General features: G+C 73.1%; 26 protein-coding genes. 16 read left to right on the top strand and 10 right to left on the bottom strand.

Annotated elements, in window-relative coordinates:
* Positions 1 to 325 precede the first annotated feature (325 nt).
* Together AC5677_RS32645 and AC5677_RS32640 are read left to right on the top strand one after the other, a co-directional pair.
* Complete coding sequence (locus AC5677_RS32645; RefSeq protein ID WP_497191477.1) at positions 326 to 844, top strand: PH domain-containing protein; 519 nt, start codon at positions 326 to 328, stop codon at positions 842 to 844.
* A complete protein-coding gene (locus AC5677_RS32640; protein WP_497191476.1) occupies positions 841 to 2,394 on the top strand; it encodes a PH domain-containing protein in 1,554 nt (517 codons plus the stop codon). The genes AC5677_RS32645 and AC5677_RS32640 overlap by 4 nt, the downstream gene beginning before the upstream one ends.
* Here the strand turns inward: AC5677_RS32640 and AC5677_RS32635 are convergent.
* Positions 2,381 to 3,295: an NADP-dependent oxidoreductase gene (locus AC5677_RS32635; RefSeq protein ID WP_497191475.1), complete on the bottom strand. Its 915-nt coding sequence runs from the start codon at positions 3,293 to 3,295 to the stop codon at positions 2,381 to 2,383. The two genes, AC5677_RS32640 and AC5677_RS32635, sit on opposite strands and share 14 nt — an antisense overlap.
* Before the next feature lie 149 nt (positions 3,296 to 3,444).
* Here AC5677_RS32635 and AC5677_RS32630 point away from each other — a divergent pair, with 149 nt between their 5' ends.
* Both AC5677_RS32630 and ssgD read left to right on the top strand, forming a co-directional pair.
* A complete protein-coding gene (locus AC5677_RS32630; RefSeq protein ID WP_497191474.1) occupies positions 3,445 to 4,704 on the top strand; it encodes a LuxR C-terminal-related transcriptional regulator in 1,260 nt (419 codons plus the stop codon).
* 200 nt (positions 4,705 to 4,904) lie between these two features.
* A complete protein-coding gene (ssgD, locus tag AC5677_RS32625) occupies positions 4,905 to 5,318 on the top strand; it encodes a spore wall synthesis regulator SsgD (RefSeq protein WP_497191473.1) in 414 nt (137 codons plus the stop codon).
* Between the two features lie 95 nt (positions 5,319 to 5,413).
* Here the strand turns inward: ssgD and AC5677_RS32620 are convergent, their stop codons facing one another.
* Complete coding sequence (locus AC5677_RS32620) at positions 5,414 to 6,190, bottom strand: polysaccharide deacetylase family protein (protein ID WP_497191472.1); 777 nt, start codon at positions 6,188 to 6,190, stop codon at positions 5,414 to 5,416.
* Between the two features lie 147 nt (positions 6,191 to 6,337).
* On the opposite strand from AC5677_RS32620, the gene AC5677_RS32615 reads away from it, so the two are divergent.
* The 4 genes from AC5677_RS32615 (at position 6,338) to AC5677_RS32600 (ending at position 9,677) form a co-directional block, all read left to right on the top strand.
* Positions 6,338 to 7,045 (top strand): response regulator, encoded by a 708-nt coding sequence (locus AC5677_RS32615; RefSeq protein WP_497191471.1) that lies wholly within the window; start codon positions 6,338 to 6,340, stop codon positions 7,043 to 7,045.
* Between the two features lie 17 nt (positions 7,046 to 7,062).
* Positions 7,063 to 8,574 (top strand): ATP-binding protein, encoded by a 1,512-nt coding sequence (locus AC5677_RS32610; RefSeq protein WP_497191470.1) that lies wholly within the window; start codon positions 7,063 to 7,065, stop codon positions 8,572 to 8,574.
* Entirely contained in the window at positions 8,571 to 9,176 is a 606-nt protein-coding gene (locus AC5677_RS32605; RefSeq protein ID WP_497191469.1) for a hypothetical protein, read from the top strand. Before AC5677_RS32610 ends, AC5677_RS32605 begins: the two co-directional genes overlap by 4 nt.
* Positions 9,177 to 9,275: 99 nt before the next feature.
* On the top strand, positions 9,276 to 9,677 hold the full coding sequence (locus AC5677_RS32600) for a DnaJ family domain-containing protein (RefSeq protein ID WP_497191468.1): 402 nt from the start codon (positions 9,276 to 9,278) through the stop codon (positions 9,675 to 9,677).
* Positions 9,678 to 9,683: 6 nt separating this feature from the next.
* Here the strand turns inward: AC5677_RS32600 and AC5677_RS32595 are convergent, their stop codons facing one another.
* Positions 9,684 to 10,964 carry a DUF5005 domain-containing protein gene (locus AC5677_RS32595; protein WP_497191467.1) on the bottom strand — a complete coding sequence of 427 codons (1,281 nt, stop codon included), beginning with the start codon at positions 10,962 to 10,964 and terminating at the stop codon, positions 9,684 to 9,686.
* Positions 10,965 to 11,216: 252 nt separating this feature from the next.
* On the opposite strand from AC5677_RS32595, the gene AC5677_RS32590 reads away from it, so the two are divergent.
* The 4 genes from AC5677_RS32590 (at position 11,217) to AC5677_RS32575 (ending at position 16,966) form a co-directional block, all read left to right on the top strand.
* Entirely contained in the window at positions 11,217 to 13,109 is a 1,893-nt protein-coding gene (locus AC5677_RS32590; protein WP_497191466.1) for a methylmalonyl-CoA mutase family protein, read from the top strand.
* Positions 13,109 to 15,331, top strand: coding sequence for a methylmalonyl-CoA mutase (scpA, locus tag AC5677_RS32585; RefSeq protein WP_497191465.1), 2,223 nt, complete (start codon positions 13,109 to 13,111; stop codon positions 15,329 to 15,331). The genes AC5677_RS32590 and scpA overlap by 1 nt, the downstream gene beginning before the upstream one ends.
* Positions 15,332 to 15,341: 10 nt before the next feature.
* Positions 15,342 to 16,367: a methylmalonyl Co-A mutase-associated GTPase MeaB gene (gene meaB, locus AC5677_RS32580; RefSeq protein ID WP_497191464.1), complete on the top strand. Its 1,026-nt coding sequence runs from the start codon at positions 15,342 to 15,344 to the stop codon at positions 16,365 to 16,367.
* A 110-nt stretch (positions 16,368 to 16,477) separates the two neighbouring features.
* Positions 16,478 to 16,966, top strand: coding sequence for a coenzyme f390 synthetase (locus AC5677_RS32575; RefSeq protein WP_497191463.1), 489 nt, complete (start codon positions 16,478 to 16,480; stop codon positions 16,964 to 16,966).
* A 34-nt stretch (positions 16,967 to 17,000) separates the two neighbouring features.
* On the opposite strand, the gene AC5677_RS32570 is transcribed toward AC5677_RS32575, so the two are convergent.
* The gene (locus AC5677_RS32570; RefSeq protein WP_497191462.1) at positions 17,001 to 17,486 is read right to left on the bottom strand and encodes an ATP-binding protein; all 486 of its coding nucleotides are present in this window, start codon (positions 17,484 to 17,486) and stop codon (positions 17,001 to 17,003) included.
* 194 nt (positions 17,487 to 17,680) lie between these two features.
* On the opposite strand from AC5677_RS32570, the gene AC5677_RS32565 reads away from it, so the two are divergent.
* Both AC5677_RS32565 and AC5677_RS32560 read left to right on the top strand, forming a co-directional pair.
* Positions 17,681 to 17,923, top strand: coding sequence for a DUF397 domain-containing protein (locus tag AC5677_RS32565; RefSeq protein ID WP_497191461.1), 243 nt, complete (start codon positions 17,681 to 17,683; stop codon positions 17,921 to 17,923).
* 101 nt (positions 17,924 to 18,024) lie between these two features.
* Positions 18,025 to 18,933: a Sco1979 family transcriptional regulator gene (locus AC5677_RS32560; protein WP_497191460.1), complete on the top strand. Its 909-nt coding sequence runs from the start codon at positions 18,025 to 18,027 to the stop codon at positions 18,931 to 18,933.
* A 75-nt stretch (positions 18,934 to 19,008) separates the two neighbouring features.
* Here the strand turns inward: AC5677_RS32560 and AC5677_RS32555 are convergent, their stop codons facing one another.
* Positions 19,009 to 19,824: an SAM-dependent methyltransferase gene (locus AC5677_RS32555; RefSeq protein ID WP_497191459.1), complete on the bottom strand. Its 816-nt coding sequence runs from the start codon at positions 19,822 to 19,824 to the stop codon at positions 19,009 to 19,011.
* A 325-nt stretch (positions 19,825 to 20,149) separates the two neighbouring features.
* Here AC5677_RS32555 and AC5677_RS32550 point away from each other — a divergent pair, with 325 nt between their 5' ends.
* Positions 20,150 to 20,848, top strand: a complete 699-nt coding sequence (locus AC5677_RS32550; RefSeq protein WP_497191458.1) for an ABC transporter ATP-binding protein — start codon at positions 20,150 to 20,152, stop codon at positions 20,846 to 20,848.
* Here AC5677_RS32550 and AC5677_RS32545 read toward each other — a convergent pair.
* The 4 genes from AC5677_RS32545 to AC5677_RS32530 all read right to left on the bottom strand — a co-directional run bounded on the left by AC5677_RS32545 (position 20,821) and on the right by AC5677_RS32530 (position 24,336).
* Complete coding sequence (locus tag AC5677_RS32545; RefSeq protein ID WP_497191457.1) at positions 20,821 to 21,408, bottom strand: ABC transporter substrate-binding protein; 588 nt, start codon at positions 21,406 to 21,408, stop codon at positions 20,821 to 20,823. The two genes, AC5677_RS32550 and AC5677_RS32545, sit on opposite strands and share 28 nt — an antisense overlap.
* Positions 21,408 to 22,136, bottom strand: a complete 729-nt coding sequence (locus AC5677_RS32540; RefSeq protein ID WP_497191456.1) for a 2OG-Fe(II) oxygenase — start codon at positions 22,134 to 22,136, stop codon at positions 21,408 to 21,410. Before AC5677_RS32540 ends, AC5677_RS32545 begins: the two co-directional genes overlap by 1 nt.
* A 24-nt stretch (positions 22,137 to 22,160) precedes the next feature.
* Positions 22,161 to 22,667: a methylated-DNA--[protein]-cysteine S-methyltransferase gene (locus tag AC5677_RS32535; protein WP_497191455.1), complete on the bottom strand. Its 507-nt coding sequence runs from the start codon at positions 22,665 to 22,667 to the stop codon at positions 22,161 to 22,163.
* A gap of 151 nt (positions 22,668 to 22,818) precedes the next feature.
* Positions 22,819 to 24,336 (bottom strand): AlkA N-terminal domain-containing protein, encoded by a 1,518-nt coding sequence (locus AC5677_RS32530; protein WP_497191454.1) that lies wholly within the window; start codon positions 24,334 to 24,336, stop codon positions 22,819 to 22,821.
* Positions 24,337 to 24,428: 92 nt separating this feature from the next.
* Between AC5677_RS32530 and AC5677_RS32525 the strand changes: the two genes are divergently transcribed.
* A complete protein-coding gene (locus AC5677_RS32525) occupies positions 24,429 to 25,316 on the top strand; it encodes a class I SAM-dependent methyltransferase (RefSeq protein ID WP_497191453.1) in 888 nt (295 codons plus the stop codon).
* An 81-nt stretch (positions 25,317 to 25,397) separates the two neighbouring features.
* Here AC5677_RS32525 and AC5677_RS32520 read toward each other — a convergent pair whose 3' ends face one another.
* On the bottom strand, positions 25,398 to 25,877 hold the full coding sequence (locus AC5677_RS32520) for a DUF6314 family protein (protein WP_497191452.1): 480 nt from the start codon (positions 25,875 to 25,877) through the stop codon (positions 25,398 to 25,400).
* Positions 25,878 to 26,081 lie beyond the last annotated feature (204 nt).

Below are 26,081 nucleotides of genomic sequence, written 5' to 3'. Positions count from 1 at the left end.
TCCCTTCTTTCTGTACGTCGTCCTACACGTCGTCCCGCGCGTCGTCCCGCAGGTCGCCAAGGGCGCCCGCCGACGGCTGTCCGTTTTCCCACGGCACTGCCACGTGTCACTGCCACGAGTCGCTGCCACGCGCCATTGCCACATGTCGCTGCCACGCATCGCATTCACGCGTCGCTCCCACGAGCCGCCGCGACGAGTCACCGTCACGCATCACGTCCACGAACCGCGTCGGCGAACCGCGTCGGCGAACCGCTTTTACAAGTCGCTTGTACCGTTATAACGTACCGCTACTCAATACACTTGACTTGGAAACCGGTGATCCCGCATGCCCGAGCACGCCGCCCCTCTCCTGCGCCCGCCCCGCCATCGCGTCGATCCCCGGGCCCGCCGCTGGTGGGCCGTGCAGGCGCTGGTCACGCTCAGCGGTCCGATGCTGCTGACGGCGCTCGTCATGGCGGCGCTCAGTGCGCTGTTCTTCCCGGGGGCGCTGCCGTGGCTGGGTCCGTTGCTGCTGGTCGTGCTCGTCCTGCCCGCGCTCGGCTATCTCGCGCTGATGCCGCGGTGGCGGTATGCGGTGCACGCATGGGAGCTGGGTGAGCGCGCGGTGTACGCGGCGGGCGGCTGGTTCTGGCAGCAGCGGCGGATCGCGCCGCTGTCGCGGGTGCAGACGGTGGACACCGTGCGCGGCCCCCTCCAGCGGCGGTACGGGCTGGCGACGGTGACCGTCACCACCGCGTCCACCGCCGGCGACATCAAGATCGCGGGCCTGTCGGACGCCGACGCCGAGGAGCTGGCGCGGCGCATCGGCGAGGCGGCGCAGGACGTGCCGGGGGATGCCGCATGACCCGCCATTCCCACCACGCCGCCGCCCACGCGCCCCTGTGGCAGCGCCTGGACCCCCGTACGCTGTTGGTGCACTGCGGCTGGATGGCGGCGCCGCTCGGTTCGCTGGGGCTGACGGCGCTGGCCACCGGGGGCCGGATCACCAGCGGCGCCTGGACCACCCTCATCGTCATCGCCGCGTCCTTCGCCGTCGTCACCGCGCTCGGCCTGATCCGCTGGGCGCGTACCGACTTCCGCATCGTCGACGACCGCTTCGAGGTCCGCAGCGGGCTGCTGACGCGGCGGCTGCGCAGTGTGCCGCTGCATCGCATCCGTACCGTCGATCTGACGGCCACTCCCCTCCACCGGCTGCTGGGCGTCACCGTGCTGCGGGCCGGTACGGCCGGCTCCGGGGACGGCGGCGGCGAGCTGTCGCTGGAGGCGCTGAAGGTCGCCGAAGCGGAGCGGCTGCGCGCCCGGCTGGTCGCCCGCGCGGGCGCCGGGGCGGACTCCGAGGACCCGGTGACGGCCCGCATCGACTGGCGCTGGCTGCGCTATGCGCCGCTCACGTTCTGGGTCGTCGGCGGCGTGTTCGCGGCGGCCGGGTCCGTCTACCGCGTGCTGGACGGCATCGGCATCGAGCCCTGGAAGATCGGCTTCGTCCAGCGGGCGTTCACCGAATTCGGCGCGAGCATGCTGTGGCTGACGGTCCCGGCGGCGCTGCTCGCCGTGCTGGCCCTCGGCACGGTCGGGGCGGTCGCCCTCTACGTCGAGAACTGGTGGAACTACCGCCTGGAGTGGACCGATGCGCACACCCTGCGGGTGCGCCGGGGGCTGTTCACCACCCGGTCCGTCACCATCGAACGGGCCCGGCTGCGGGGCGTGCTGGTGCGGGAGCCGCTGCTGCTGCGGGCCGGCGGCGGTGCGCTGGTCCGTGCGGTGGCGGGCGGCCTCGGCGACCGCGAGGAGAACCGCAGCCGCAGCGCACTGCTGCCTCCGGCGCCGCGCCGGGAAGCGCTACGGGTGGCCGGCGGCACCCTGCGATCCCCGTTCCCCGCAACGGAGTTGACGCCGCATCCGCGGGTGGCGCTGCGTCGGCGGCGGGTGCGCGGTCTGCTCTTCGCGGTGCTCCCCGGCACGGCCGTACTCGCCGGCCTCGGGGCAGCCTGGACGCCCGTGCTGCTGCACTGCGCCTGGATCTACGCAGTGGTCGGCACGGCCGCGGTGTGGTGGCTGGCGCGGGACGCGTACCGCGGTCTCGGCCACGGCATACGCGGCCGGTATCTGGTCATCCGCTCGGGCACCTTCAGCCGCGACACCCTCGCCCTGCAGCGGGAGGCGATCGCCGCCTGGACGTTCTCCACCTCGCCGTTCACCCGGCGGGCCGGGCTGGTCGCGCTGACCGCGGCGGTCGCGGCGGGCGAGGAGCGCTATCGCCTCCCCGACCTCGCCGCCGACGACGCCGTGGCCCTCGCCGTGGCGGCGGCCCCGGGAATCGTGGAGGAGTTCCTGAGCCATCCCGGGGCAGCGGCACGGCCCGGAGCGGAGGAGCGGCCGGTCAGATCTCGATGATCAGCTTGCCGCGGACGTGCCCCGCCTCGCTCAGCTCCTGCGCCTTGGCGGCATCGGCGAGCGGGAAGGTCCCGGCGACCGGGACGGCCAGGCGGCCCTCGACGGCCAGGCGGGCCTGCGCGGCGAGCCCCGCGCGGACCACCTCCGACGGCGTACCGCCCGCCGAGAACGGCACCCCGTGCTCGGCGGCATGCGTATCGGCGATGGTGACGATGCGCTCCGTCGTCCCGCCCCGCAGCTCGATCGACACCGGCAGAGCGTCATGGCCGGCCGCGTCGAAGACCGCGTCGATCCCCTGCGGGGCGGCCGCCCGTACCCGGTCGCCGAGCCCCTCTCCGTACGCCACGGGGACGGCGCCCAGCTCGCGCAGGAAGTCGTGGTTGGCCGGGGACGCGGTGCCGATCACGGTGGCTCCCAGGGCCACCGCGAGCTGCACGGCCACCTGGCCGACCGCGCCCGCCGCGCCGTGCAGCAGGAGGGTCTCGCCCTCCTTCAGGCCGAGCTCGTCCAGGACGCGCTGCGCGGTCTCCCCGGCGACGGGCAGCGTCGCGGCGGCCGCGAAGGAGAGCTCGGCGGGCTTGGCCACGATGTCGCCCGCGATGGCGTACTCCGCGTACGCCCCCGTGCTGGTCCAGCCGAAGACCTCGTCGCCGACGGCCGGTTCGGTGACGCCGTCGCCGAGCGCGTCCACGATCCCGGCGAACTCCAGACCCGGCACGGCGGGGAACGTCGTGGGGTAGTACTGCTCGACCCATCCGTAACGCCGCTTGTAGTCCAGGGGGTTGACGCCGACCGCCACCACCTTCACCCGGACCTCGCCCGGCGCGGGTTCCGGCTTGTCGGTGTGCCCGTGGTGGAGCACCTCTGCGCCGCCGAATTCGTTGTAGATGATCGCTCGCATGGCGGTTTCCCCGTTCGATGTGCTGGAAGCGGTGGTTGACGCCCCCCATCCTGGCCGGTGGGGCGCGGCGCACCGCCCGGCCATCGGGACAGTCCCACCTGGCCGAAAGGCCGGCCGCCGCCCCGGCGTCCCTGATTAGGCTCTGCGGCATGGAGCTGACCGGAGCCGTGCCCGCCCTGACCGCCGCCTATGAGGTGATCCGCCAGCCGCTGGGGGAGATCCTGCCCAAGCTCTCCTCGGTCCTGGCCGAGTCGGTCCCGCATCTGGCGGCGGCGGAACTGTCCACGCACTGCGCGCATTCCCCGTTCAAGACGCACGGCGCCCCGGAGATCATCGACCGGCTCACCACCGCCGACCTGGCTCCGCTGCTCGCCTCGGGCACGCCCGGCCTGCCCTGGCAGGGCACGCTCGACCTCGCCGGGGCCGAGCGACAGGTGCTCGCCGTGACCAGCCATGCGACGCCTCGGGGGGCGGTTCTGCTGCTGGTGCGGGAGGCGGCCGACGCACCGGCCGATGCGTCGGCGCTGGCCCTCGTGCAGGCGCTGTGGGACGTGGTGACCAGCCACTTCGACCGGCTGGCGACCGAGGCCATGCCCGGGGCGCTGGCCCGTTCGCGGACCGCCGCCGGGACCCGGGCCCGGGTGATCGCCGAGCTGGGCGAGGGGTACTCGGCCGCGCTCACGGGGCTGCTGGGGGTGCTGCGCAGCCGGAGCCTGGACGATGCGGTGGCGCGCGCCACCGCCACGGATCTGGCCGTCTCGGCGCTGGTGACGCTGCGCGCGGACGCCGAGCGGGACCAGGAGATCGCCGAGGAGCCGGCCGGGCAGGCGTTCGCCCGGCTCGCCGACTCGCTGCGGCCGCTGGTGCGCTACAGCTCCGTACGGCTGGAGCTGGGCGCGCCGGACTCGACGCGGACGCTGCCCGCCGATGTGGCGCACACGGCGCGGGCGACGGTCCGGGCGGTGCTGCTGAAGGTGCTGGAGCAGGAGGCGGTGAGCCGGGTGCACATCGGCTGGGCGATCGCGGACGGCGAACTGCGTATGACGGTGCGCGACGACGGGCCCGGCACCCTCACCTCGTGCGCCCTCTCCCCCCGTCTGCTGCGGGACCGGCTCGAAGTGCTGAACGGACGGCTGGACATCGACGCGGTGCCCGGGTGGGGGTCCACGGTCTCCGCGACGATCCCGCTGAGCGCCTCCCAGGATCCGGTGGCGGATCCGCTGACCGCGCTGGGCGAGCGGGAGTTGCAGGTGCTGGCCCGGCTGGCGCTCGGCCACCGCAACCGGATGATCGCGGAGGAGCTGCACATCAGCCAGTCGACGGTGAAGTTCCATGTCGCGAACATCCTGACCAAGCTGGGGGTGGAGTCGCGGGGCGCGGCGGCGGCGCTGTTCCACACGGTGGCGTAGGCGCCACGGCCGCCGCGCGGGCCGTCCCGGCGGCGGCCCGCCCCGCAACCCCGCAACCCCGCGCCCAATATGACGCAGATCACACAGACATCTCCCGCCGGCGCGTGCACGGCAACCGCCGGCCCGCCGTCCTAATGAACGAACTGAACGAGCCGAGCCAGGCCCCGTCCAGGACCGACAGCCGTGAGGGAGCAGCCGCGATGTCCAGCGTCATCGACCACGCCGTCCGAGTCCGTCTCATCGCGACCGCTCCCGGCCCGCAGGCGGTACCCGCCGTGCTGCAGTACCGGCCCGACGACCCGCTCGCCGTACGGATGTCCTTCCCGCCGGAGATCTCGCTGGACGGGGCCGCGGTGGACTGGGCGTTCGCCCGTGAGCTGCTGGACGAGGGGCTGCGTGGGCCCGCCGGGCGGGGCGACGTGCGGATACGGCCCTACGGTCCGGACCGCACGGTGATGGAGTTCCACGCGGACGAGGGCGTCGCGATGGTGCAGATGAAGACCGCGGACCTGCGGCTGTTCCTGGCGCGCTCGTACGCGGCCGTGCCGGCCGGCCAGGAGCTGGCGCAGAGCGCCGTCGAGCGCGGCCTGGCGGAGCTGTTCGGGGCGGCCTGAGCCCACGGGTTCCGGGGCGGCCCGGCCCACCGGATCCGGAGCGGTCCGGGCCGACGGGGTCCGGGGCGGCGCGTGGGCCGCCCCGGACGGCCCGGCTAGCGCTGCGGGAAGCCGAATCCGTAGCCCTGCTGCACCATCCACGGCAGCAGCCGGTCCAGCGACTCGACGGTCCTGGCGCGGTTGCCGCCGCCGTCGTGGAAGAGCACCGTCGGCCCGTTGGAGAGTTCGCCGCGCACCGTCGACTCGATCGTCTCCACGCTGCCGCTCTCGAAGTCCTTGCTGTCGACGTTCCAGCCCAGCGGGCGCATGCCGTGGTCGGCGGCGAGCTGACGGCTGTAGGGGGTGAAGGCGCCGCCGGGGGCGCGGTAGTACTCGACCCTGGCTCCGCCCGCGGCCTTCTCGATCATCTTCTGGGCGTCGAGGATCTCCTGCGACTGGTAGCTCTGCGGGCGGTGGTCCATGCCGGTGTTGTGGCTGACGGTGTGGTTGCAGAGCTTGTGTCCGGCGGCCACCACCTGCTTGACGATGTCGGGGTGCGCCGCGGCCTGCGGGCCGATCATGCAGAAGGTGGCCTTGACGTCGTGCTTCTCGAGGACTTCCAGCACCTTCGGGGTCCAGACCGGGTCCGGGCCGTCGTCGATGGTGATGTTGAGGCTGCGGCCGGGGCGGTCCGAGGCGTGCACGATCGACGACTTCACGGGCGCGGTCCGGGCCGGCTGCCGGCCCTGCTTGCCGCCGTCGAGGGTATCGGCGCTGGCCTTCACGGTGGCCCCGGGCTGGGCGAACGCGAGCAGCCCCGCCACGGACAGCGACACGGCCGCCGCCGCGACCATTCCTATGATCCCGCCCTGCTTGCCGAAGCGCCCTGCCATGTGAATCCCCGTCCCTCACCCGATGGTCGTGTGCCTAGCGAGGGCGGTGCCGCCGCACGCACCGCCTTTCACCACGACAGATGCAGGGGAGGGGGGACAGGCTGCTCCTGTTACGGATCCATCATGAAACTTATTGATACTGGAGCCATGCCACGTGTACTTCTGATCGAGGACGACGCCGCCGTACGGGACGGAGTGACCCTCGCACTACGGCGGCGCGGCCACGAGGTGGCGGCCGCGGCCAGCGGCGAAGAAGGGCTCGATGTGCTGCCGGGCTTCCGCCCGGACATCGTCCTGCTGGACCTGATGCTCCCCGGCAAGGACGGCTTCGAGGTGTGCCGGCTGATCCGCGCCGACCGGCAGCTGCCGATCATCATGCTCACCGCCCGCGGCGACGATCTGGACGTGGTGCTCGGGCTGGAGGCCGGCGCGGACGACTACATCGTCAAACCCGCCCGGGGCGAGGTCCTGGAGGCGCGGATCCGCGCGGTGCTGCGTCGTACGGCACTGCCCGCCAACGGCGAAACGGCCGCTGCGGAGCCCGGCCCGGCGCCCGTCGAGACGTACGGGGCACTGGCCATCGACCGGGCCGGTCTGGTGGTCGGCAAGGGCGGTCAGGATCTGGCGCTGGCCCCCTCGGAGATGAAGCTGCTGCTGTTCCTGTCGGCCACCCCGGGGCAGGTCTTCAGCCGCCAGCAGCTGCTGGAGCACGTCTGGGAGCACAGCTACCACGGCGATGCCCGGCTGGTCGACGCCTGTGTGATGCGGCTGCGGACGAAGATAGAGGACACCCCGCGCAGCCCCCGCTACGTCCAGACCGTGCGTGGCTTCGGCTACCGCTTCGGGCCGCTGTGAGCCGCCTGGGCCGCTGGGTGCCCACCCGTCTGGTGCCCACCCGGCTGCGCGGCCTGCGTGCCCGGCTGGTCGTGGCGTTCGTGCTGGTGGCCGCCGTGAGCGCGCTGACCACCGCGAGCCTGACCTACCGCGAGGCCCGCAACGCCATCCTCCAGCGCTCCCAGGACATCGCCGTCAACGACCTGCGGGCGCAGATCAATTCGCTGGCGCCGGAGCTGCCGGTGCCGCCGTCCCAGTCGGACCTGGACTTCTTCCGGGTGCAGCTGGAGCGCTCGGGCACCTCCCGGGACTGGGACATCTCGGTGCACTACAGCGGCGTCCCGGACAGCGAGGACAGCGCGCTGCGGGGCGGTGTGATGGTCCCGGCAGGCCTGCGGGAGTCGGTGGAGAAGCGCCATGTGCCGGTCTTCCAGCGCGTCGACCGCAACGGCGATCCCTGGCTGCTGATCGGCATGCCGGTACGGCAGTCCGACGGCGACGCCTCCGACCTGACCATCTACGCCCAGCTGCCGCTGAGCGCCGAGGAGGCCAATGTCGAGGCGCTGGTGGACGCGGCGCGCGGCGGCGCGCTGCCGGTGCTGGCGCTGGCGGTGATCCCGGCGCTGCTCGCCGCGCGCGGGGTGCTGCGTCCCGTACGGCGGCTGCGGCAGGCAGCCGGGCGGCTGGCCAAGGGCGAGCTGGACACCCGGCTGGAGGTCAAGGGCACCGACGAACTCGCCGATCTGTCCCGGAATTTCAACGACATGGCCGCCGAGCTGGAGGCGAGCGTCGCGGAGCTGCGCCGGCTGGAGGCCAACTCCCGGCGGTTCGCCGCCGATGTCTCGCACGAGCTGCGCACGCCGCTGGCGGCGATGACCGCGGTCACCGACGTCCTGGACGAGGATGCCGAGTCCCTCGACCCCGACACCGCCTCCGCGGTCCGGCTGATCAGCCAGGAGACCGGGAAGCTGGCGCGGATGGTGGAGGACCTGATGGAGGTCTCGCGGTTCGACGCGGGGGCCGCGGCGCTGCATCTGGACGAGGTGGACGTCGCCGAGACCATCCGCAAGACGCTGCAGGCCAGGGCCTGGCAGCAGCGGGTGACGGCCGAACTGCCGCCGGACGTACGGGCCCGGCTCGACCCGCGGCGGCTGGACGTGGTGGTCGCCAACCTGGTGGGCAACGCCCTGCACCACGGCGGCGAGCCGGTCCGGGTGATGCTGCACGCCCCGCAGCCGGGCGCGGACCGGCTGCTGATCGAGATCGCCGACAGCGGCCCCGGCATCGACCCCGAGGTGCTGCCGCATGTCTTCGACCGCTTCTACAAGGCCGACTCGGCGCGCGCCCGGTCGGAGGGCAGCGGCCTGGGGCTGGCCATCGCGCTGGAGAACGTACGGCTGCACGGCGGCACCCTGAGCGCCGCCAACTCCCCCGAGGGCGGCGCGGTCTTCACCGTGGATCTGCCGCTCGAACGGGCCGCCGGGCGGACCGGCGCGGACGACGGCCCCGGTGCCACCGGCCCCGCGGCCGGGAAGGAGGACGACGCATGAACGCCCCGACCACCGCGCTCGGCACGCGGGCCCGGCGGATCCTGGTGGCCGGCCTGACGGGCGGCCTGCTGGCCGGTGCGCTGGCGGGCGCGCTGACCGCCTGCGGTATCGCCCCCACCGACGCGATCGACGCCGGTGAGCCCGCCACCGGCCTGAAGTCCCCCGGCCAGCCGGCCGCCGATGTCCAGCTGTTCTTCTACGGCCCGAACGGGCTGCGCTCGGCGACCCGCCGCGCCAAGGCACCGGTCGGTCCCCAGGACGCGATCGAGATGCTGATGGCCGGCCCCAACCACGCCGAACGCCAGCGCGGCCTGTCCAGCGTGCTGCCGAAGTTCCCCGGGCGGCTGACCGCCACCACCGGCCGCGGCACCGTCGTCCTGACCCTGCCGATGAACGCCAAGCTGCTGGAGTCCGCCTCGCTGAACCAGCTGGTGTGCACGGCGGCCAACGCCCGCGTCCCGGGGGACAAGCAGCCGGGCGAGGTCACCGTCACGGTGGTGGGCGACGGCGTCCGCGTCGGCCCCATGGTCTGCGGCGGCAACAACGCCTTCCCGGTGGTCCAGCCGAGCCCGAACACCGCCGTGCCGCGGCCCTCCGGCTGAGGCTCCCCCGCTGCGGGACCGGCGCGTTAGCCTGAAGGCGGGCGCCCGCGCGAGCGGCCGCGCGGACCGGACGGCCCCACACCCCGGGAGGCGTACGCGATGACCGAGCGCAAACCCCCTGGCGTCTCCTTCGAGAGCTGGGTGGACAAGCAGATCCGCGAGGCCACCGAGCGCGGCGACTTCGCGGATCTGGCCGGCGTGGGCAAGCCGCTGCCCGGCCTGGACCGGTCGTACGACGAGCAGTGGTGGATCAAGGACAAGATGCGCCGCGAGAACCTCTCGTATCTGCCGCCGTCGCTGGCGCTGCGCAAGGAGGCCGAGGATGCGCTGGAGGCGGCGTCGCACGCCCCCAGCGAGGCGGCCCTGCGCCGCATCCTGACGGACGTCAACGAACGGATCCGCGAAGCCCTGCGGATGCCGCCGGAAGGCCCGCCGCTCCGGCTGAAGCCCTTCGACATCGACGAGGTGGCCCGCAACTGGCGGGAGAATCACGGGAGTTGAGCGCCCTCACCGGGTGACCGGCGCCAGCCGCACCCGCAGGAACCGCGGCCGGTAGAGCGCCACGTTCCCGTTGACGTGCGGGTCCGCCGGCCCCGGGCCGAGCCGGTTGATGTCGTAGCTGAGCAGCAGCCGTCCGGACGCGGTGAATTCGGGGTGCGCCTGGGGGTTGTACGCGGCCACGTACTGCGGCTCGGCGTCGGCGGGGCGGGGCGGGGTGATCCGGCCGGCCGGGCCGTGCCAGGGGCCGCGGGGCGAGCAGGACCAGTAGCCGGTGATCGTCCGCATCCCCGCCGTGCCGCCGCCCCCGGTGTCCATGGTGAACAGCATCCAGGCTCCCCCGGTCCCGCCCGCGCGGACCACGCTGAAGGCGCTGCCGACGCCGCGCCGCCCGGCCGCCCGCAGCACCGGCGCGGCCCGTTCGGCCCGCCGCTGCCAGTGGGCGCCGTCCCAGAACCGCCAGCGGGCGCGATCGGCGAGCCGCCCCGCCGGGACACGGGCGAGATAGGCGCTGGAGGCGGGCGACGACGGCGGGTCGTCGCCACCGAAGACATAGGTCCAGCCGCCGTCGGTGACCGCCGCGGTCCCGTACAGGACGCGGCGCCCCGGGTCCGCGACGGAGGTGGCGTCCACGGCCTGGGTGATGCCCTCCAGGTGCAGGCCGGGCAGCGAGAGCGTGGCGACCTCGGTGGTGCGCGGGACGCCGAAGATCCAGGGTCCGGTTCCGGGGGCGCGGTTCCACAGCAGTACGCGGACCACCTTTTCCCGGGCGCCCGGCGTACGCGGTTCCACGCTCGCATGGACCGGCCAGCGCCAGCCGCCGCCCGCGGGGTCCGGGAAGAGGGGGCCGGGCGCGGCCGCCGTGCCGCCGGTCAGGGTGCGCTCCGGGCGGCCCGAACGGGACGTCACGACCGCGGAGTTGTGCCGGAGGTAGGGGGTGCCGCCGCGGTCGGCGGTCCGCCAGGGGTAGGGCTGCCCCGCGGGGTTGGGCGGCGGCTGCACCCGGTCCAGGAAGGTGTCGGAGAAGAGCCAGAGGACGCGGCCGTCGGGCAGTCGCACCGAGTGGGTGCCGTCGCCGCCGGTCCAGTCGTCGACGCGGGTGTTGTCGTCGCCGTAGCGGGCGAAGGCGGCGGTGTGTCCGTCGTCGGCGGACCAGGAGGCGATCCGGCGGCCGGTGCAGGCCGCGCCGGCGTCGGGGGCGGCGGCCCGCGGCAGGACCCACAGGAGCAGGGCGGCGGTCAGGAGCAGGGCGGCGGCGGTCATGGTGCGGGTGATCGGCGGCCTGGGCATCGCGCTCCTCCGGGGGTCCCCCTGCTTCCCTTTTCCGAGCGCGGGGGAGGGTGCCGCGTCCACGGTACAGAACGGGACGATCACCGCCCGGCAGCCCCGCGCCGCCGATCGGTCCCGGCGCGGGTGCGGCCGGATGTCCGTGCGGCGGGTGCGTGATGTCGGCCCGAATACGGACAAACGCCAGGCCAAAGAGTGCAAGGTCACAGCGGGAGCCCCTGCTCCGGCTAACGGTCGTTCGCCTAGCCTGCTGCCATGACCGCCGAGTCCCCCGAACTCCCCCTGGCCGCCGCATTCCCGGACGTGGAACGAGCGCAGTGGCAGCGCCTCGTCGAAGGCGTGCTGCGCAAATCGGGCGTCCCGAAGTGGGCGGATGCCGCCGGTGCCGCCGCCGAGGACGCGCTCGCCACCGATGTACAGGACGGCATCCGTATCCGTCCGCTGTACACCGCCGAGGACGCCTCGCCCGCCGCCGGCCGGCCCGGCTTCCCGCCCTTCGTACGGGCCGGCCGCCCCGAGGGCACGGCCGTCGCCGGGTGGGACGTACGCCAGCGCCATGTGTACACCGACCCCGAGCGCGCCAATGAATCCGTCCTCGCCGACCTGGAGAACGGTGTCACCTCGCTGTGGCTGACCGTCGGGGACGGCGGGATCCCGGTGACCGGGCTGCCGCAGGCGCTGCGCGGCGTCTATCTGGATCTGGCCGCCGTGGTCCTGGATCCCGGCGCCGACTTCACCGCGGCCGCAGAGGAACTGCTGCGGCTGTACGAGGCCTCCCAGGTGCCGCTGTCCGAGGCGTCCGGCAACCTGGGCGCCGATCCGCTCGGCCTGCTGGCCCGAACCGGCGACGACGGCCCGCTGCGCGTCCAGTTGGCGGCCGCCGCCCGGCTCGCGGAGCGCTGCACCGCCGGGACGCCCGGCCTGCGGGCGCTGGCCGTGGACGCGCTGCCGTACCACGAGGCGGGTGGCTCGACCGCTGAGGAACTGGGCGCCTCGCTGGCCACCGGCGTCGCCTATCTGCGGGAGCTGACCGCCGCCGGGCTGAGCGTCGAAGACGCCTGCCGGCAGCTGGAGTTCCGCTACGCCGCCACCGCCGACCAGTTCCTGACCATCGCGAAGCTGCGCGCCGCCCGACGGCTGTGGGCGCGGGTCGCCGAGGTGTGCGGGGCGGCGCCGGAGGCGGCCGCGCAGCGCCAGCACGCGGTCACCTCCACGGTGATGATGACCCGTCGCGATCCCTGGGTGAACATGCTGCGCACCACCGTCGCCGGGCTGTCCGCGGGTGTCGGCGGCGCGGACGCGGTGACGGTGCTGCCGTTCGACGCGGCGCTGGGGCTGCCCGATGCGTTCGCCCGCCGGATCGCCCGTAACACCCAGTCCGTACTGCTGGAGGAGTCGCACCTGTCCAAGGTGATCGACCCGGCGGGCGGCTCGTGGTACGTGGAGCGGCTCACCGACGAACTGGCGCAGGCGGCCTGGGCGTTCTTCCAGGAGATCGAGGCCGCGGGCGGTCAGGCCGCGGCGCTGCGCTCCGGGATGCTCGGCGAGCGGCTGGCCAAAACCTGGCAGCGGCGCTCCGAGGACCTCGCGCGCCGCCGCGAACCCATCACCGGCGTCAGCGAGTTCCCGCATCTCGCCGAGCCGCCCGTGCACCGCGATCCGGCCCCCGCTCCGCTGGGCGGCGGCCGGGGGCTGCCGCGGGTGCGCAGGGACGATGCGTACGAGCGGCTGCGGTCGCGCTCCGATGCGCATCTGGCGGCCAACGGGGAGCGCCCGAAGGTGTTCCTGGCGGCGCTCGGTCCGGTCGCGGCGCACACCGCACGGGTGACGTTCGCCGCCAATCTCTTCCAGGCGGGCGGCATCGAGACCGTCCAGGAGGCCGTGGACGCGGAGTCGGCGGCCGAGGCGTTCGCGCGCAGCGGCGCGGGGATCGCCTGTCTGTGTGCGAGCGACGCGGTGTACGGCGAGCAGGCGGCGGCCGTGGCGGCCGCGCTGACGGCGGCGGGGGCGCGGCGGGTGCATCTGGCGGGCAAGCCCGGCGAGCGCCGGGAGGAATTCGTAACGGCCGGTGTGGAGGCGTTCGTCTTCGCGGGCTGCGATGCGGTCGAGGCGCTGTCCTCGGCTCTGGACGCAATGGAGGTGGCGTGATGGGTGAGTCGACGCAACAGGCGGGCGCCATCCCGGACTTCAGTACGGTGGAGCTGGGTCAGCCGGACGGCTCGGCCGGTGCCGGCGAGTGGGCGGACGCCGTCCAGCAGGCCACCGGCAAGGGCGTCGAGGACCTGACCTGGGAGACCCCGGAGGGCATCGACGTCAAGCCGCTCTACACCGAGGCGGACCTGGCGGGCCTGGACTTCCTGGGCACCTACCCGGGCATCACGCCGTATCTGCGCGGCCCGTACCCCACCATGTACGTCAACCAGCCCTGGACGATCCGCCAGTACGCCGGTTTCTCCACCGCCGAGGAGTCCAACGCCTTCTACCGGCGCAACCTCGCGGCCGGTCAGAAGGGCCTGTCCGTCGCCTTCGACCTGCCGACGCACCGCGGCTACGACAGCGACCACCCCCGTGTCACCGGCGATGTCGGCATGGCGGGCGTCGCCATCGACTCGATCTACGACATGCGGCAGCTCTTCGAGGGCATCCCGCTGGACAAGATGACCGTGTCGATGACGATGAACGGCGCGGTGCTGCCCGTGCTCGCCCTCTACATCGTGGCCGCCGAGGAGCAGGGCGTACCGCCCGAGAAGCTGGCCGGGACCATTCAGAACGACATCCTCAAGGAGTTCATGGTCCGCAACACCTACATCTATCCGCCGCAGCCCTCGATGCGGATCATCTCCGACATCTTCGCGTACACCTCGCAGAAGATGCCGCGCTACAACTCCATCTCGATCTCCGGCTATCACATCCAGGAGGCGGGTGCGACGGCCGACCTGGAGCTGGCGTACACCCTCGCCGACGGCGTGGAGTATCTGCGCGCGGGCATCGCGGCCGGTATGGACGTGGACTCCTTCGCGCCGCGGCTGTCGTTCTTCTGGGCGATCGGCATGAACTTCTTCATGGAGATCGCGAAGCTGCGGGCGGCCCGGCTGCTGTGGGCGCGCCTGGTCCAGCGTTTCGACCCGAAGAACCCCAAGTCCCTTTCGCTGCGCACCCATTCGCAGACGTCGGGCTGGTCGCTGACGGCGCAGGACGTGTTCAACAACGTCACCCGCACCTGTGTGGAGGCGATGGCGGCGACGCAGGGCCACACCCAGTCGCTGCACACCAACGCCCTCGACGAGGCGCTGGCGCTGCCCACCGACTTCTCCGCCCGGATCGCGCGCAACACCCAGCTCTTCCTCCAGCAGGAGTCGGGTACCTGCCGGGTCATCGACCCGTGGGGCGGCAGCGCGTACGTGGAGAAGCTCACGCACGATCTGGCGCGGCGGGCCTGGCAGCACATCGAGGAGGTCGAGGAGGCCGGCGGGATGGCCAAGGCCATCGACGCGGGCATCCCCAAGCTGCGCGTGGAGGAGGCCGCGGCCCGTACGCAGGCGCGGATCGACTCCGGGCGGCAAGCGTTGATCGGCGTCAACAAGTACCGGGTGGAGACGGACGAGGAGATCGAGGTCCTCAAGGTCGACAACTCCGCGGTGCGCGCCCAGCAGATCGAGAAGCTCCAGCGGCTGCGCGCGGAGCGCGACGAGGCGGCCTGCCAGGATGCGCTGCGGGCGCTGACGGAGGCGGCGAAGTCCGGTCCCGGCGAGGGACTCGAGGGCAATCTCCTGGCGCTGGCGGTGGACGCGGCGCGGGCGATGGCGACCGTCGGGGAGATCTCCGACGCCCTGGAGGCCGTCTACGGACGCCACTCGGGCCAGATCCGTACGATCTCCGGTGTGTACCGAGACGAAGCGGGCCCGTCCTCCGGTGTCGAGCGCACCCGGGACCTGGTGGCCGAGTTCGAGCGCGCCGAGGGGCGCCGGCCGCGCATCCTGGTGGCCAAGATGGGCCAGGACGGCCATGACCGGGGCCAGAAGGTGATCGCCACGGCCTTTGCCGACCTGGGCTTCGACGTCGATGTCGGCCCGCTGTTCCAGACGCCGGCCGAGGTCGCCCGCCAGGCGGTGGAGGCGGACGTCCACATCGTCGGGGTGTCGTCGCTGGCGGCCGGTCATCTCACCCTCGTTCCGGCGCTGAAGGAGGCGCTGGCCGCGGAGGACCGGGAGGACATCACGATCGTGGTGGGCGGGGTGATCCCGCCGCAGGACGTCCAGCCGCTGCGTGACATGGGCGCGGCCGCGGTCTTCCTGCCCGGCACGGTCATTCCCGATGCCGCCCACGACCTGGTGAAGGACCTGGCGCAGGTCCTCGGCCACGAGCTGTGATCGGGGGGCCATGCCTGCGACGATCGATGTCGAACGCTACGCCGAGGGGGTAAGGGCGGGCTCCCGTGCCTGGATCGCCCGCGCCGTGACCCTGGTCGAATCCACCCGCGCCGACCACCGCGCGGCGGCCCAGCAGCTGCTCGTCCGGCTGCTGCCGTACACGGGGCAGGCCCGGCGGGTGGGCATCAGCGGGGTGCCGGGCGTCGGCAAGTCGACCTTCATCGACGCGCTGGGCACGCTGCTGACGGGGCTGGGCCACCGGGTCGCGGTGCTTGCCGTCGACCCGTCCTCCAGCCGTACCGGCGGCTCCATCCTGGGTGACAAGACCCGGATGGAGCGGCTGGCGACGGACCCCGCGGCGTTCGTCCGCCCCTCCCCCACGTCCGGCACGCTGGGCGGGGTGGCGCGGGCGACCCGCGAGTCCATCGTCGTCATGGAGGCGGCGGGATATGACGTCGTCCTGGTGGAGACGGTCGGCGTCGGCCAGTCGGAGACGACCGTGGCCAATATGGTCGACACGTTTCTGCTGCTGACCCTGGCGCGTACCGGCGATCAGCTCCAGGGCATCAAGAAGGGCGTCCTGGAGCTGGCGGACCTGGTGTCCGTCAACAAGGCGGACGGTCCGCACGAACGGGACGCCCGCTCGGCGGCCCGCGAACTGGCCGGCGCGCTGCGGCTGTTGCAGCCGCCGGACGCCGTCTGGACCCCGCCCGTGCTCACCTGCAGCGCCCGTGAGGGCACCGGCCTGAAGGCGGTGTGGGAGCGGATCGAGCAGCATCGCGCGCTGCTGGACTCCACCGGCGCCCTGGCCGAGCGGCGTCGGGCGCAGCAGGTCGACTGGACGTGGTCGATGGTGCGGGAACGGCTGATCGACCGTCTCCAGGAGCACCCCGAGGTGCGCCGCCTCGGTCCCGCTGTCGAGCACGAGGTACGCGAGGGCAGGATCACGGCGACGCTGGCGGCCGAGCGCCTGCTGGACGCCTTCGGTCTCCCGGACGGCCCCGCGGACAGCGGGCGCACCGCGCGCGAGCCGTAGTCCGGGGTACTCACCCGGACGTCTGAGTAGCCGTGCTCATGACACCTCCGCCCCCGGCCCCGAGTATGTGGGTGACACACCCGCCGATCGGGTCCGGGGGATCTCGCGTCATGGGCGGTCACGGACGACGGTGGTTGCCGCGCACCCTCACCGGCGCGCGCCTCCCGCTCCGTCGGCTGCCCGGCAGGCGCCCCGTGACCGGTGGCGAGACCGTCGGCAAGGCCGATTCGACCGTCTCTTCCATGGGGGCCGCCATCAATCCGCAGGACGTCGCCGCGGGGCTGTACGCAGGCAATCCGCTGGCCGAGTTGATCGAGGGGTTCCTTCTGGCGCCGGCCGCGGGCGGCGATCTGGAGGCGCGGCCGGTGGTCCATGTCCAGGTGCGCCGCGGGGCGGCACTGTCGGCCGCGGAGGCGGACCGGCTGGCCAAGGCCTGCCAGCACGCCGTACTGCGCCATCTCGCGGCGATCAGCGGGGACTTCGGCCCGTCGGTCGAGGAGGACTCCGCCACCGTCGAGATCGCGATCGCCCTGCACTCCTACGGCACCGGCCCGTTCGGCGGCGACCGGGGCCGGTCCGACGGCTCGGCGCCGGAGTAGCGAACGCAGCGCGGGGCAGCGGCCCGGCGGATCGTCAGCCGCGCCTCGGCACCGTCGCCCAGACCGTTTTGCCCAGCCGGTCGGGCGGGGTCCAGCCCCAGGAATCGCTGAGCAGGTCGACGATGCGCAGTCCGCGGCCGGACTCGGCGAGCTCGTCGTGGGGGCGGACGACCGGGGCGCTGGGGGCGGAGTCCGAGACCGCGCACAGCACCGTGGCCTCCTGCCGGGTCAGCGCGAGCCAGGCGGAGCAGATGTCGCCGACGCCGCCGTCCGGGGTGCCGTACCGCAGGGCGTTGGTGACGAGTTCGGAGACGACCGTCGCGGCGTCCTCGGCGACGCCGGGGCAGAACTCCCAGCCCTGGAGGGTCGTCCGGGTGAAGCGGCGGGCCTGGGCCACGGTGTGCGCGGAGGGACTGAGGGCGCAGGCGGCGAAGCCGTTGGGACCGGGCATCCACCAGCTGTCGTCACTCGGCTCCTCCCCGAGGGCGTGGTGCACGATGTCGGCCGGATGTGTGGTCATCACCATCTCCGCGGAGGCATTTCGGGTCTGGGCGGGGAGTCCTCGGAGAGCTAATATCCTCGTCGGCCGCCCCCCGCTGCAAGTGCATCTGCAATTACATCGGTAAGGACGGTCGCTCAGGAGCTCGTTCACGCCAACTTGATCGCGAGCTCGGAACGGTAGGAGGCGTGGCCTCCAGCAAGGGAGCAGCTGTGATGGAGTCAGTGACCAACGGCATGCCGGCGACCGGCATCCAGGGCGCGCAGTGGCGCAAGAGCCGCCGCAGCAACCCCAGCGGCAACTGCGTTGAGCTGGCCGTTCTTTCGGACGGCGGGGTCGCGGTGCGCAATTCGCGGTTCGCTTCGGGCCCGGCGCTGATCTACACCCACGACGAGATGGCCGCCTTCGTCCAGGGCGCCAAGGACGGCGACTTCGACGATCTGATCGACCGCGGCTGACGCCACTGGCGGCATATGTCGGCCGGATAGTCATCATGACTGTACGTCCGCTCCGGCCGATGGGACACTGGGCGCTCGCCCGAACACTCAGGGGAGTCACGATGACGGCCGCGAAGCCGAGCAGCCAACCGTCTCTGCGCCGCTATCTGGAACATCCCCGGGGCGGTCCGACCGTTCTGCGGATCGTGCTGGGCACCCAGCTGCGGCGACTGCGGGAGGCGGCGGGCATCACCCGGGAGGCCGCCGGGGACGCGATCCGTGGCTCGCACGCGAAGATCAGCCGCCTGGAGCTCGGCCGGGTGAGCTGCAAGGAGCGGGACGTCGCGGATCTGCTGACGCTCTACGGCGTCACGGACGAGGCGGACCGCTCCGACTTCCTCAAGCTGGCCGGCCGGACGAGCTCGCCGGGCTGGTGGCATCAGTACGGCGATGTGCTGCCCAACTGGTTCGAGACGCACATCGGGTTGGAGGAGGCCGCGTCGGTCATCCGGATGTACGAGGTCCAGTTCGTGCCGGGCCTGCTGCAGACGGAGGACTACGCGCGTGCGGTGGCCAGGCTCGGGCACCCGCGGGCCTCGGCGGAGGAGATCGAGCGGCGGGTGGCGCTGCGGGTGCAGCGCCAGAAGCTGCTGACCGTGCCGGACGCGCCGCGGCTGTGGGCGGTGATCGACGAGGCGACGCTGCGCCGGCCGCTCGGCGGACCGGAGGTGATGGCGGCTCAGCTGAGACATCTGCGGGCGATGACGGAGCTGCCGAATGTGACGCTGCAGGTCGCGCCGTTCAGCCTGGGCGGCCTGGCGGCGGCCGGTGGACCGATCACGATCCTGCGGTTCCTGGAGCCGGATCTGCCGGACATCGTCTATCTGGAGCAGCTGACCAGCGCGCTCTATCTGGACAAGCGTGACGACGTCGATCACTACCTCGCCGTGATGGACCGGCTCAGCGCGCAGTCCGAGTCGCCGCGGGAGTCGCTGGCGATCCTGGACCGGCTGCTGGCAGAGAGCAGCTGACGGCGCCGGGCGCATACGTGGCGAGGCGGGACCTGCACGGGGGGTCCCGCCTCTTCGCATGCCGGGCGGGGCCCGCTACACCTTGCGGGCCACTCCCCCGAACTCGATCCATTCCTTGGTGAGTTGCTTGGGTCCGAGGTCCGCGTCCGGCATCCAGGTGGAGACCTCCACCAGCCCCGGTTCCTGGATCTCCAGCCCGTCCAGGAACGCCGCCAGCTCATGCGCCTGCCGCACCCGGCCCCAGTTGCCGTGGGTGCTCTCGTCCATGAACTTCGTGACGAAGTCGCGGGTCGCGGCGTCCTCGCTGACCAGCTGGCACACCACCAGGAAGCTGCCGGGCACCAGGCGGTCGGCGACCCGCTTGATGAGGCCCGCCGGATCGGCGGAGTCCGGGATGCAGTGGAGCACGGAGACGAACAGGGCGGCGACCGGCCGGTCGAAGTCGATCAGCCGCGAGACCTCGGGGCTGGTGAAGATGTCTTCGGTGTCGCGCATATCCGCCTGGATGACGGCGGTGTTGGCGTTCTCCTCGAGCAGGGCGCGGCCGTGGGCCAGCACGATGGGGTCGTTGTCGACGTACACCACCCGGGACTCCGGGTCGATCTGCTGCGCGACCTGGTGGACGTTGTCCTGGGTCGGCAGGCCGGAGCCGTGGTCTATGAACTGCCGGATGCCGTGCTCGCGGGCGAGCCAGCGGACCACCCGCTGCAGAAAGCGCCGGTTGTTGATCGCCAGCACCTGGGTGCTCGGCACGACCTTGCTCAGTTCGTCACACGCCTCGCGGTCGACGGCGTAGTTGTCCTTGCCGCCGAGGTAGTAGTCGTACATGCGCGCCACGCTCGGGATGCTGACATCGACGGCGCTGGACTGCGGTCGCGTCTCTTGGCTCATTCCACACTTTCCCGTCGCTTCGACAGTCACCGGCCATATCGCATCGGCGCGCCGGTCCGTATCGGAACGACTACGCCGCGCGGCGTCCAACATACCCACGGGACGGCCGATGTTGCAGGCAACAGGTGTGCGAATAGAGGGTGTTGAGGAGCCGTTTCCCGCCATGACCGGGGCGTCGTGGCCGGTACCCACCGTCGCTTTCGGGCCGCTTTCTCATGGCCGTCTCATTGCGCGCTCATCGCCCGGTCACCCCGCCGCCCTAGCGTTGCCGCAGGCCCGTCGCCCCGCCGTGCACCCCGGCCGGCGGACCGGAGGAGCGTGCGGCGTGTACCAGCTGACCGGTGTGACCAAGTGCTATCGACGCGGCGGGGACGCGGTGCGGGCACTGGACGGCGTCACGCTCTACGTCGAGGACGGCGGCGCGCTGGTCGTCCAGGGGGCGGCGGGCGCGGGCAAGTCGACGCTGCTGCGGATCCTGGGCGGGCTGGAGCGGCCCACCCGGGGCGGCGTCGAGCTCGACGGCACGGACCTGGCGACCCTGACGGAGTGCCGGCTCGCACGCCTGAGGAAGGAATCCATCGGCATGGTCCCCAGCGGCGGCGGCCTCGCGCCCGGCTTCACCGCGCGGCAGAACGTCGCGGGCGCCCTGCTCCCCCTGCGGCTGCGGCCCGCCGACCGCTGGGAGCTGGCGGGTGACGCCCTGCGGGAGGTCGGCATGGAGCGGCAACTGGACGTACCGGCGGAGGAGCTGACGGCCGGGGCGCGGCAGCGGGTGGCGCTGGCGCGGGCGCTGGTGAAGCGGCCCACCGTACTGCTCGCGGACCAGCCGACGGCCGGGCTGGATACGGCGACGCGGGCGGAGGTCGCGGAGTTGTTCGTCCGGGTGTGGGGCGAGCAGCGGCTGACCTGTGTGGTGGTCACCGAGGACGCGGCGCTCGCGGGGCGGGCGCCGCGGCTGGTGACCCTGGCCCGGGGGAGGGTGGCGGCGCCGGCCCGTCATCCGTTCGCCGGCACGGGCGGGTAGGCGGTGACCCAGCGGTGGCGCACCTCCCAGGTGCCGCCCCCGGCGGTCGCGCCGCGCAGGCCGTGGAGCGTGTCCGGGCCGGCCAGGGCGGGCAGCCGGGAGTCCTGGAGGGCGGCGAACGCCACCGTGCGGGCCGGGTCCCAGTCGGTGCTGTGCCGCAGACGGCGGGCGAGCTGGACGAAGCCGATCGGGGCGGCGGCGAAGACCCAGGCGTCCGGCGCCTCGACGGTCAGCCGCCTGGCCGGGCGCAGCCAGGAGGCGGCCGACTCGGGCCAGTCGACGACGGCGAGGACCGTGCCGCCGCGGGCCTGCCAGGCGGCGGTGAAGGCGTCGGCGGCGGCCCGGGAGGCGGCATCGCGGCCGTGGCCGAGGGCGACGCTCTCGATCCGGGATCTGGGGCGCGTCAACAGGCCGATGAGGGCGGCGAGTTCGGCGTCCGTATGCGGGGCGGGCCGGGGCAGTTCGCCGTACTCGGCGAGGGACTCGGCCAGGTCCGCGGCGCCGATGAGCGGCGAGGCGGGACCGTCGGGCGACCGGTCGGCCGCTGCGTGGACACCCATCAGGCGGCGTCGTGGAAGACCAGCCCGAGGGCGTGCCGGCGGCCGGAGCGGACGGTGCTCACGCCGTGTCGCATGGCCCCCGCCGACCAGCCGCGCTTGGTGGCCACCGGGCGGTCGCGGGTGGTGAAGATCAGGCCGTGGCCCTGCTGGAGCACCTGGGTGGTGCCGCGCGACTGCGCCCGCGGACGCTGTTCGACGAGCAGGAACTCGCCGCCGGTGTAGTCGGTGCCGTGCTCGTCCAGGCCGATGACGACCTGGAGCGGGAAGAGCATGTCGCCGAAGACGTCGCGGTGCAGGGCGTTCCAGTCGCCCGCCTCGTAGCGCAGCAGGATCTGCGCGGAGCGGTCCTGGCCCGCCTCGTGGCATCTGTCGAGCCATTCCTCCAGGGTGTCCGGCCAGGGCGCGGGGCGGCCGAGCCGGGCGGCCCAGTCGCGGGCGATGGTGAGCAGATGCGGGTAGAACGCGGCCCGCAGGGCGGCGATCTGCTCCGGAAGGTCGTGGTGGAAGTAGCGGTACTGGCCGGAGCCGAAGCGGTAGCGGGCCATGTCGATGGTGGTGCGGAACAGCTCCTCCTTCTCGTACAGCGCGGCGACCTCGGCGCACTGTGCGGGGGTCAGGAGCTGCGGGGTGAGGGCGCCGCCGTAGGTGTCCAGCTCTGCGGCCAGGGCGTCCCAGTCGGCGGCGGCGAGTTGGCGCTCGGCCCGAGCGGTGGCGTTCTTGGTGGTCATATGGGGTCTCCGGGAGGGGTGCGGTCAGGCCGCGGGGGTGACGCCTTCGAGCTGGAGGAGCTGCTGCTTGCGCTCCAGTCCGCCGGCGTAGCCGGTGAGCGAGCCGTTGGCGCCGATCACGCGGTGGCAGGGGCGGACGACCAGCAGCGGGTTGCGCCCGATGGCCGTGCCGACCGCGCGTACCGCGGCCCGCGAGGCGCCGATCTGCGCGGCGATCTCGCCGTAGCTGAAGGTTTTGCCGTAGGGGATGTCGTCCAGGGCGGTCCACACCCGCCGCTGGAAGTCGGAGCCGCCGGCGACGTACTCGATGTCGAAGCGGGTGCGCTTCCCGGCGAAGTAGGCGGCGAGCTGGGCGGTGATCTCCTCGAAGGCCGCCGCGTCCTCGGTCCAGCCGTCCTGGACGGTGGCGCCGCCCTTCTGGCCGGGGAGGGAGAGCGAGGCGAGCGCGGTGCCACCGGGGGCGGTGCCGGACTTCTCGCCGACCAGCAGCAGTTCGCCCAGGGGGCTGTCGATGGTGGTGTAGACCGTCATCGGTCCGTTCCTCTCTCGTTTCGGTGTGCTCCACCGGTGTCGCCCACCGGTGTGCTCGACGTGCTGTCTCGGCGTATTGCCCTGTCGATACGTCCATCCTGGTGCGTCACGCGGCGCCGTGCTGGCGGATTTCGGACGTCGCATTTCCGCTTCAGGTGGTGCCTGCCGAGGGCGCTCCCGCCGGGGCCGCGGCGTTCCAGAAGTGGTGCATGGCGTACGAGCGCCAGGGGCGCCAGGCATCGGAGTCGGCCATTCGCGCACCGGAGTGACGCATCCCGGCGAGCACCGCGACATCGCCCTCCAGCAGCACGTCAGGGTCGCCGAGGGCGCGCATCCGGATGTAGCCGGCCGTCCAGGGGCCGATGCCGCGGAGGTTGAGCAGCTCCTTCTCGGCCTGGTCGCGGTCGGCTCCGGCGTCCAGCGGCACGGTGCCGTCGGCGAGCGCCGCGGCGACGGTACGCAGGGTGGCGCGGCGGGAGTCGGGCATGCCCAGCTCCGTCAGGGAGGCCTCGGCGAGGTCCCCGATGGCGGGGAAGAGATGTGTGAGGCCGCCGCTGGGCTCGGCGAGGGGCTCGCCGTAGGCGGCGACGGCGGCGTTGCCGAGCTTGCGGCCGGCGGGGACCGAGACCTGCTGGCCGAGCACGGCGCGGACGGCGAGTTCATGGCCGTCGCAGGTGCCCGGCGAGCGCAGTCCGCGGCGCCGCGCCACGAGCGTGGCGAGCAGCGGGTCCTGGCTGAGGTGGTCGGCGACCGCGTACGGGTCGGCGTCCAGGTCCAGGAGGCGGCGCATCCGCTGGGTGGCCGTGGTCAGATCGCGCAGCTCGCTCAGGTGCAGCCGGCATTCCAGCCAGCCGCCGCCGGTCTCGGGCAGCGGCGCTCCCCCGCCGGGCCGCTCGTCGACCTCGGCGATGCCGGAGCCGTTGGGCAGCCGCAGGGTGCGGCGGTAGGTGCGGGTGCCGCGCGCGCCGAGGACCTCCTCGACACCGGTCAGCGCGCGGCGTTCGAGGTAGTCGAAGACCTCGGCCGCGGCGTACGGCCCGCGGAACGCGAGGCGCAGCGCTATGCCGCCCGCGCCGGCCTGCTGGGCCACCGGTCCGAACCGCGCGGCCTTGCCGGGCCGGGCGGCACGCAGCGCGGTGGGCGTGAGCGCGTAGATCTCCCGGATGGTGTCGTTGAACTGCCGCACGCTGGCGAATCCGGCGGCGAAGGCGATCTCGGAGATCGGGAGGGGGGTGGTCTGGAGCAGTATCCGCGCGGTGTGGGAGCGCTGGGCGCGGGCCAGGGCCACCGGGCCGGCGCCGAGCTCGGCGTTCAGCTGGCGCTGGACCTGGCGGGCGCTGTAGCCGAGCCGCTGGGCGAGCCCGGCCACTCCCTCACGGTCGACGACGCCGTCGCCGATCAGCCGCATGGCGCGGCCGACCATATCGGCCCGTACATTCCATTCGGCGGAGCCGGGCACCGCGTCCGGACGGCAGCGGCGGCAGGCCCGGAAACCGGAGCCCTGGGCCGCGGCCGCGGTCGGGAAGAAGCGGACGTTCTTCTGTTTGGGGGTGGTGGCCGGGCAGCTCGGCCGGCAGTAGATGCCGGTCGTGGAGACGGCGAAGAAGAAGTCGCCGTCGAACCGCGCGTCGCGGCTGCACACCGCCTCGTATTTGCTGCCATCGCTCATCACCCTTCCACTGTGCGGCAGGCCGCGCAGTGGTGCTGGCGGAAATCGGACGCGACGTTCGGACGCTGTTCGGACGTGGGTAGGAGGGACGGATGACCACAGAGCAGAGCGAGCCGACACCGGGGGCGCCGTCGGCGACGGGCGGTGCGCCGCCGACCGTGACGGAGATGGTGCTGGCCAACAAGGCGAACTGGGACGCACGTACCCCGGTCCATGTGGCCAGCGAGTTCTACGGCCTGGACGGTTCGCGGAGCGCGGAGGACTGGTTCGCGCCCTTCGAGTGGGCGGATCTCGGCGATCTGGCCGGGCGGGACGTGCTGCATCTGCAGTGTCACCTGGGCACGGAGACGGCGGCCTTCGCGGAGCGGGGCGCCGCGCACACCGTGGGCCTGGACTTCTCCGCCGCGTCCGTCGCGGCGGCGCGCCGCCTCGCGCAGCGGGCGGGCCAGGACGTGGAGTTCATCGAGTCGGATGTCCACGACGCCGTACGGGCGCTCGGCGGCCGCCGCTTCGACGTGGTCTACACGGGCAAGGGGGCGCTGTGTTATCTGCCCGACCTGACCGCCTGGGCGGAAACGGTCGGGGCGCTGCTGCGGCCGGGCGGAACGTTCTACCTCGTGGAGTTCCACCCGCTGCTCAATGCCCTGGGCCCGACGCCCGGTCCCGACGGGCAGCAGCTGCTGCTCCGTCACGACTACCTGGCGGGCCGCGGTCCGCTGCGCAGCGATACCCCGCACACCTACACCGACGGCCCGCCCTTGGAGGCCGCAACGACCAGCTACGAGTGGCGGCACGGCCTCGGCGAGGTCATCTCCGCGGTCGTCGCCGCCGGTCTGACGGTCGAGCTGGTACGGGAGACGGAGCTGCTGCCCTGGAAGCGGTTCGAGTCGATGGTGCCGGACGGGAACGGCTGGTGGCGGCTGCCGGATACGGAGCCGATCGTGCCGTTGCTGTTCGCCGTACGGGCGGTGAAGCGGTAGGGGCGGTGAAGCGGCAGGGGCCGTGACGAGGGCGGGGGCGGTGAAGCCGTACGGGCGGCGAAGGGGCGAGGTCCGCCCCCGCTAGGCGCCCCGGCGCCGGTACACCGACCGCAGCAGCTGGGTCTTCGCCGGGCCGCCGACCCGCCACTCCACATGCCATTCGTCGGCCGCGACGACGGTGAAGATCCCCTCGTAGCGGTCCTGTGCGCAGGGGTGCACGGCGGTCCAGCGGCCGGTCCGTAGATCCAGGTCGTGGAAGGGGCGGCCGTCGGCGAAGGAGATCTCGGCGGTGCCGTCCGGCAGCGGGGTCAGGCGCAGCGTCCGGCCGGCCGGATACACGGTCCCGCCCCAGGTCAGCTCGCCCTCCTCGACATGCAGGACTCCAGGGCCGGCCGTATCCGGCCGGAAGTGGGCGGTGCCGCGGAAGCTGCCCTCGGCACCGGACTGCAGGTCGTGGACGGAGCGGTCGATGTGCCAGCGGCCCGCCAGATAGGCCGCGGCGTCGGGGACCGGGTACCGGACGGGGCCCATGCTGCGGCGCTGAGGTTCCTGAGCAGGCATACCCCGATTGTCCCGCCTTCGGCGTCGGCCACACGCCCCCGGCCCCGCGTACCGTGCGGACCCGGGTCGCCCGTCTTACTCTCGGTGCAGTGATCGTCACATGGGGATACGCCGGAAGGGGATCCGCCGCACGGACCCACCACGCACGGATCCCCCACGCACGGAATCGCCACGCAGAGATCGCCGTACAGGGATCGCCGTACA

The organism is Streptomyces sp. JLSY215, assembly GCF_059682825.1.
The sequence above is the reverse complement of the archived record's forward strand: the minus strand, read 5'-3'. Positions and strand labels throughout refer to the sequence as shown.

Excerpts from the sequence above, each read along its gene's own strand:
- AC5677_RS32635 (WP_497191475.1), bottom strand. The coding sequence starts at position 3,295 with ATGCGAGCGATCATCTACAACGAATTCGGCGGCGCAGAGGTGCTCCAC.
- AC5677_RS32555 (WP_497191459.1), bottom strand. The coding sequence starts at position 19,824 with ATGAGCCAAGAGACGCGACCGCAGTCCAGCGCCGTCGATGTCAGCATC.
- AC5677_RS32600 (WP_497191468.1), top strand. The coding sequence starts at position 9,276 with ATGACCGAGCGCAAACCCCCTGGCGTCTCCTTCGAGAGCTGGGTGGAC.
- AC5677_RS32525 (WP_497191453.1), top strand. The coding sequence starts at position 24,429 with ATGACCACAGAGCAGAGCGAGCCGACACCGGGGGCGCCGTCGGCGACG.
- ssgD (WP_497191473.1), top strand. The coding sequence starts at position 4,905 with ATGTCCAGCGTCATCGACCACGCCGTCCGAGTCCGTCTCATCGCGACC.
- AC5677_RS32540 (WP_497191456.1), bottom strand. The coding sequence starts at position 22,136 with ATGACCACCAAGAACGCCACCGCTCGGGCCGAGCGCCAACTCGCCGCC.
- scpA (WP_497191465.1), top strand. The coding sequence starts at position 13,109 with ATGGGTGAGTCGACGCAACAGGCGGGCGCCATCCCGGACTTCAGTACG.
- AC5677_RS32520 (WP_497191452.1), bottom strand. The coding sequence starts at position 25,877 with ATGCCTGCTCAGGAACCTCAGCGCCGCAGCATGGGCCCCGTCCGGTAC.
- AC5677_RS32565 (WP_497191461.1), top strand. The coding sequence starts at position 17,681 with ATGGAGTCAGTGACCAACGGCATGCCGGCGACCGGCATCCAGGGCGCG.
- AC5677_RS32630 (WP_497191474.1), top strand. The coding sequence starts at position 3,445 with ATGGAGCTGACCGGAGCCGTGCCCGCCCTGACCGCCGCCTATGAGGTG.
- AC5677_RS32645 (WP_497191477.1), top strand. The coding sequence starts at position 326 with ATGCCCGAGCACGCCGCCCCTCTCCTGCGCCCGCCCCGCCATCGCGTC.
- AC5677_RS32570 (WP_497191462.1), bottom strand. The coding sequence starts at position 17,486 with ATGACCACACATCCGGCCGACATCGTGCACCACGCCCTCGGGGAGGAG.
- AC5677_RS32620 (WP_497191472.1), bottom strand. The coding sequence starts at position 6,190 with ATGGCAGGGCGCTTCGGCAAGCAGGGCGGGATCATAGGAATGGTCGCG.
- AC5677_RS32545 (WP_497191457.1), bottom strand. The coding sequence starts at position 21,408 with ATGGGTGTCCACGCAGCGGCCGACCGGTCGCCCGACGGTCCCGCCTCG.
- AC5677_RS32560 (WP_497191460.1), top strand. The coding sequence starts at position 18,025 with ATGACGGCCGCGAAGCCGAGCAGCCAACCGTCTCTGCGCCGCTATCTG.
- meaB (WP_497191464.1), top strand. The coding sequence starts at position 15,342 with ATGCCTGCGACGATCGATGTCGAACGCTACGCCGAGGGGGTAAGGGCG.
- AC5677_RS32595 (WP_497191467.1), bottom strand. The coding sequence starts at position 10,964 with ATGCCCAGGCCGCCGATCACCCGCACCATGACCGCCGCCGCCCTGCTC.
- AC5677_RS32605 (WP_497191469.1), top strand. The coding sequence starts at position 8,571 with ATGAACGCCCCGACCACCGCGCTCGGCACGCGGGCCCGGCGGATCCTG.
- AC5677_RS32640 (WP_497191476.1), top strand. The coding sequence starts at position 841 with ATGACCCGCCATTCCCACCACGCCGCCGCCCACGCGCCCCTGTGGCAG.
- AC5677_RS32530 (WP_497191454.1), bottom strand. The coding sequence starts at position 24,336 with ATGAGCGATGGCAGCAAATACGAGGCGGTGTGCAGCCGCGACGCGCGG.
- AC5677_RS32615 (WP_497191471.1), top strand. The coding sequence starts at position 6,338 with ATGCCACGTGTACTTCTGATCGAGGACGACGCCGCCGTACGGGACGGA.
- AC5677_RS32575 (WP_497191463.1), top strand. The coding sequence starts at position 16,478 with ATGGGCGGTCACGGACGACGGTGGTTGCCGCGCACCCTCACCGGCGCG.
- AC5677_RS32535 (WP_497191455.1), bottom strand. The coding sequence starts at position 22,667 with ATGACGGTCTACACCACCATCGACAGCCCCCTGGGCGAACTGCTGCTG.
- AC5677_RS32590 (WP_497191466.1), top strand. The coding sequence starts at position 11,217 with ATGACCGCCGAGTCCCCCGAACTCCCCCTGGCCGCCGCATTCCCGGAC.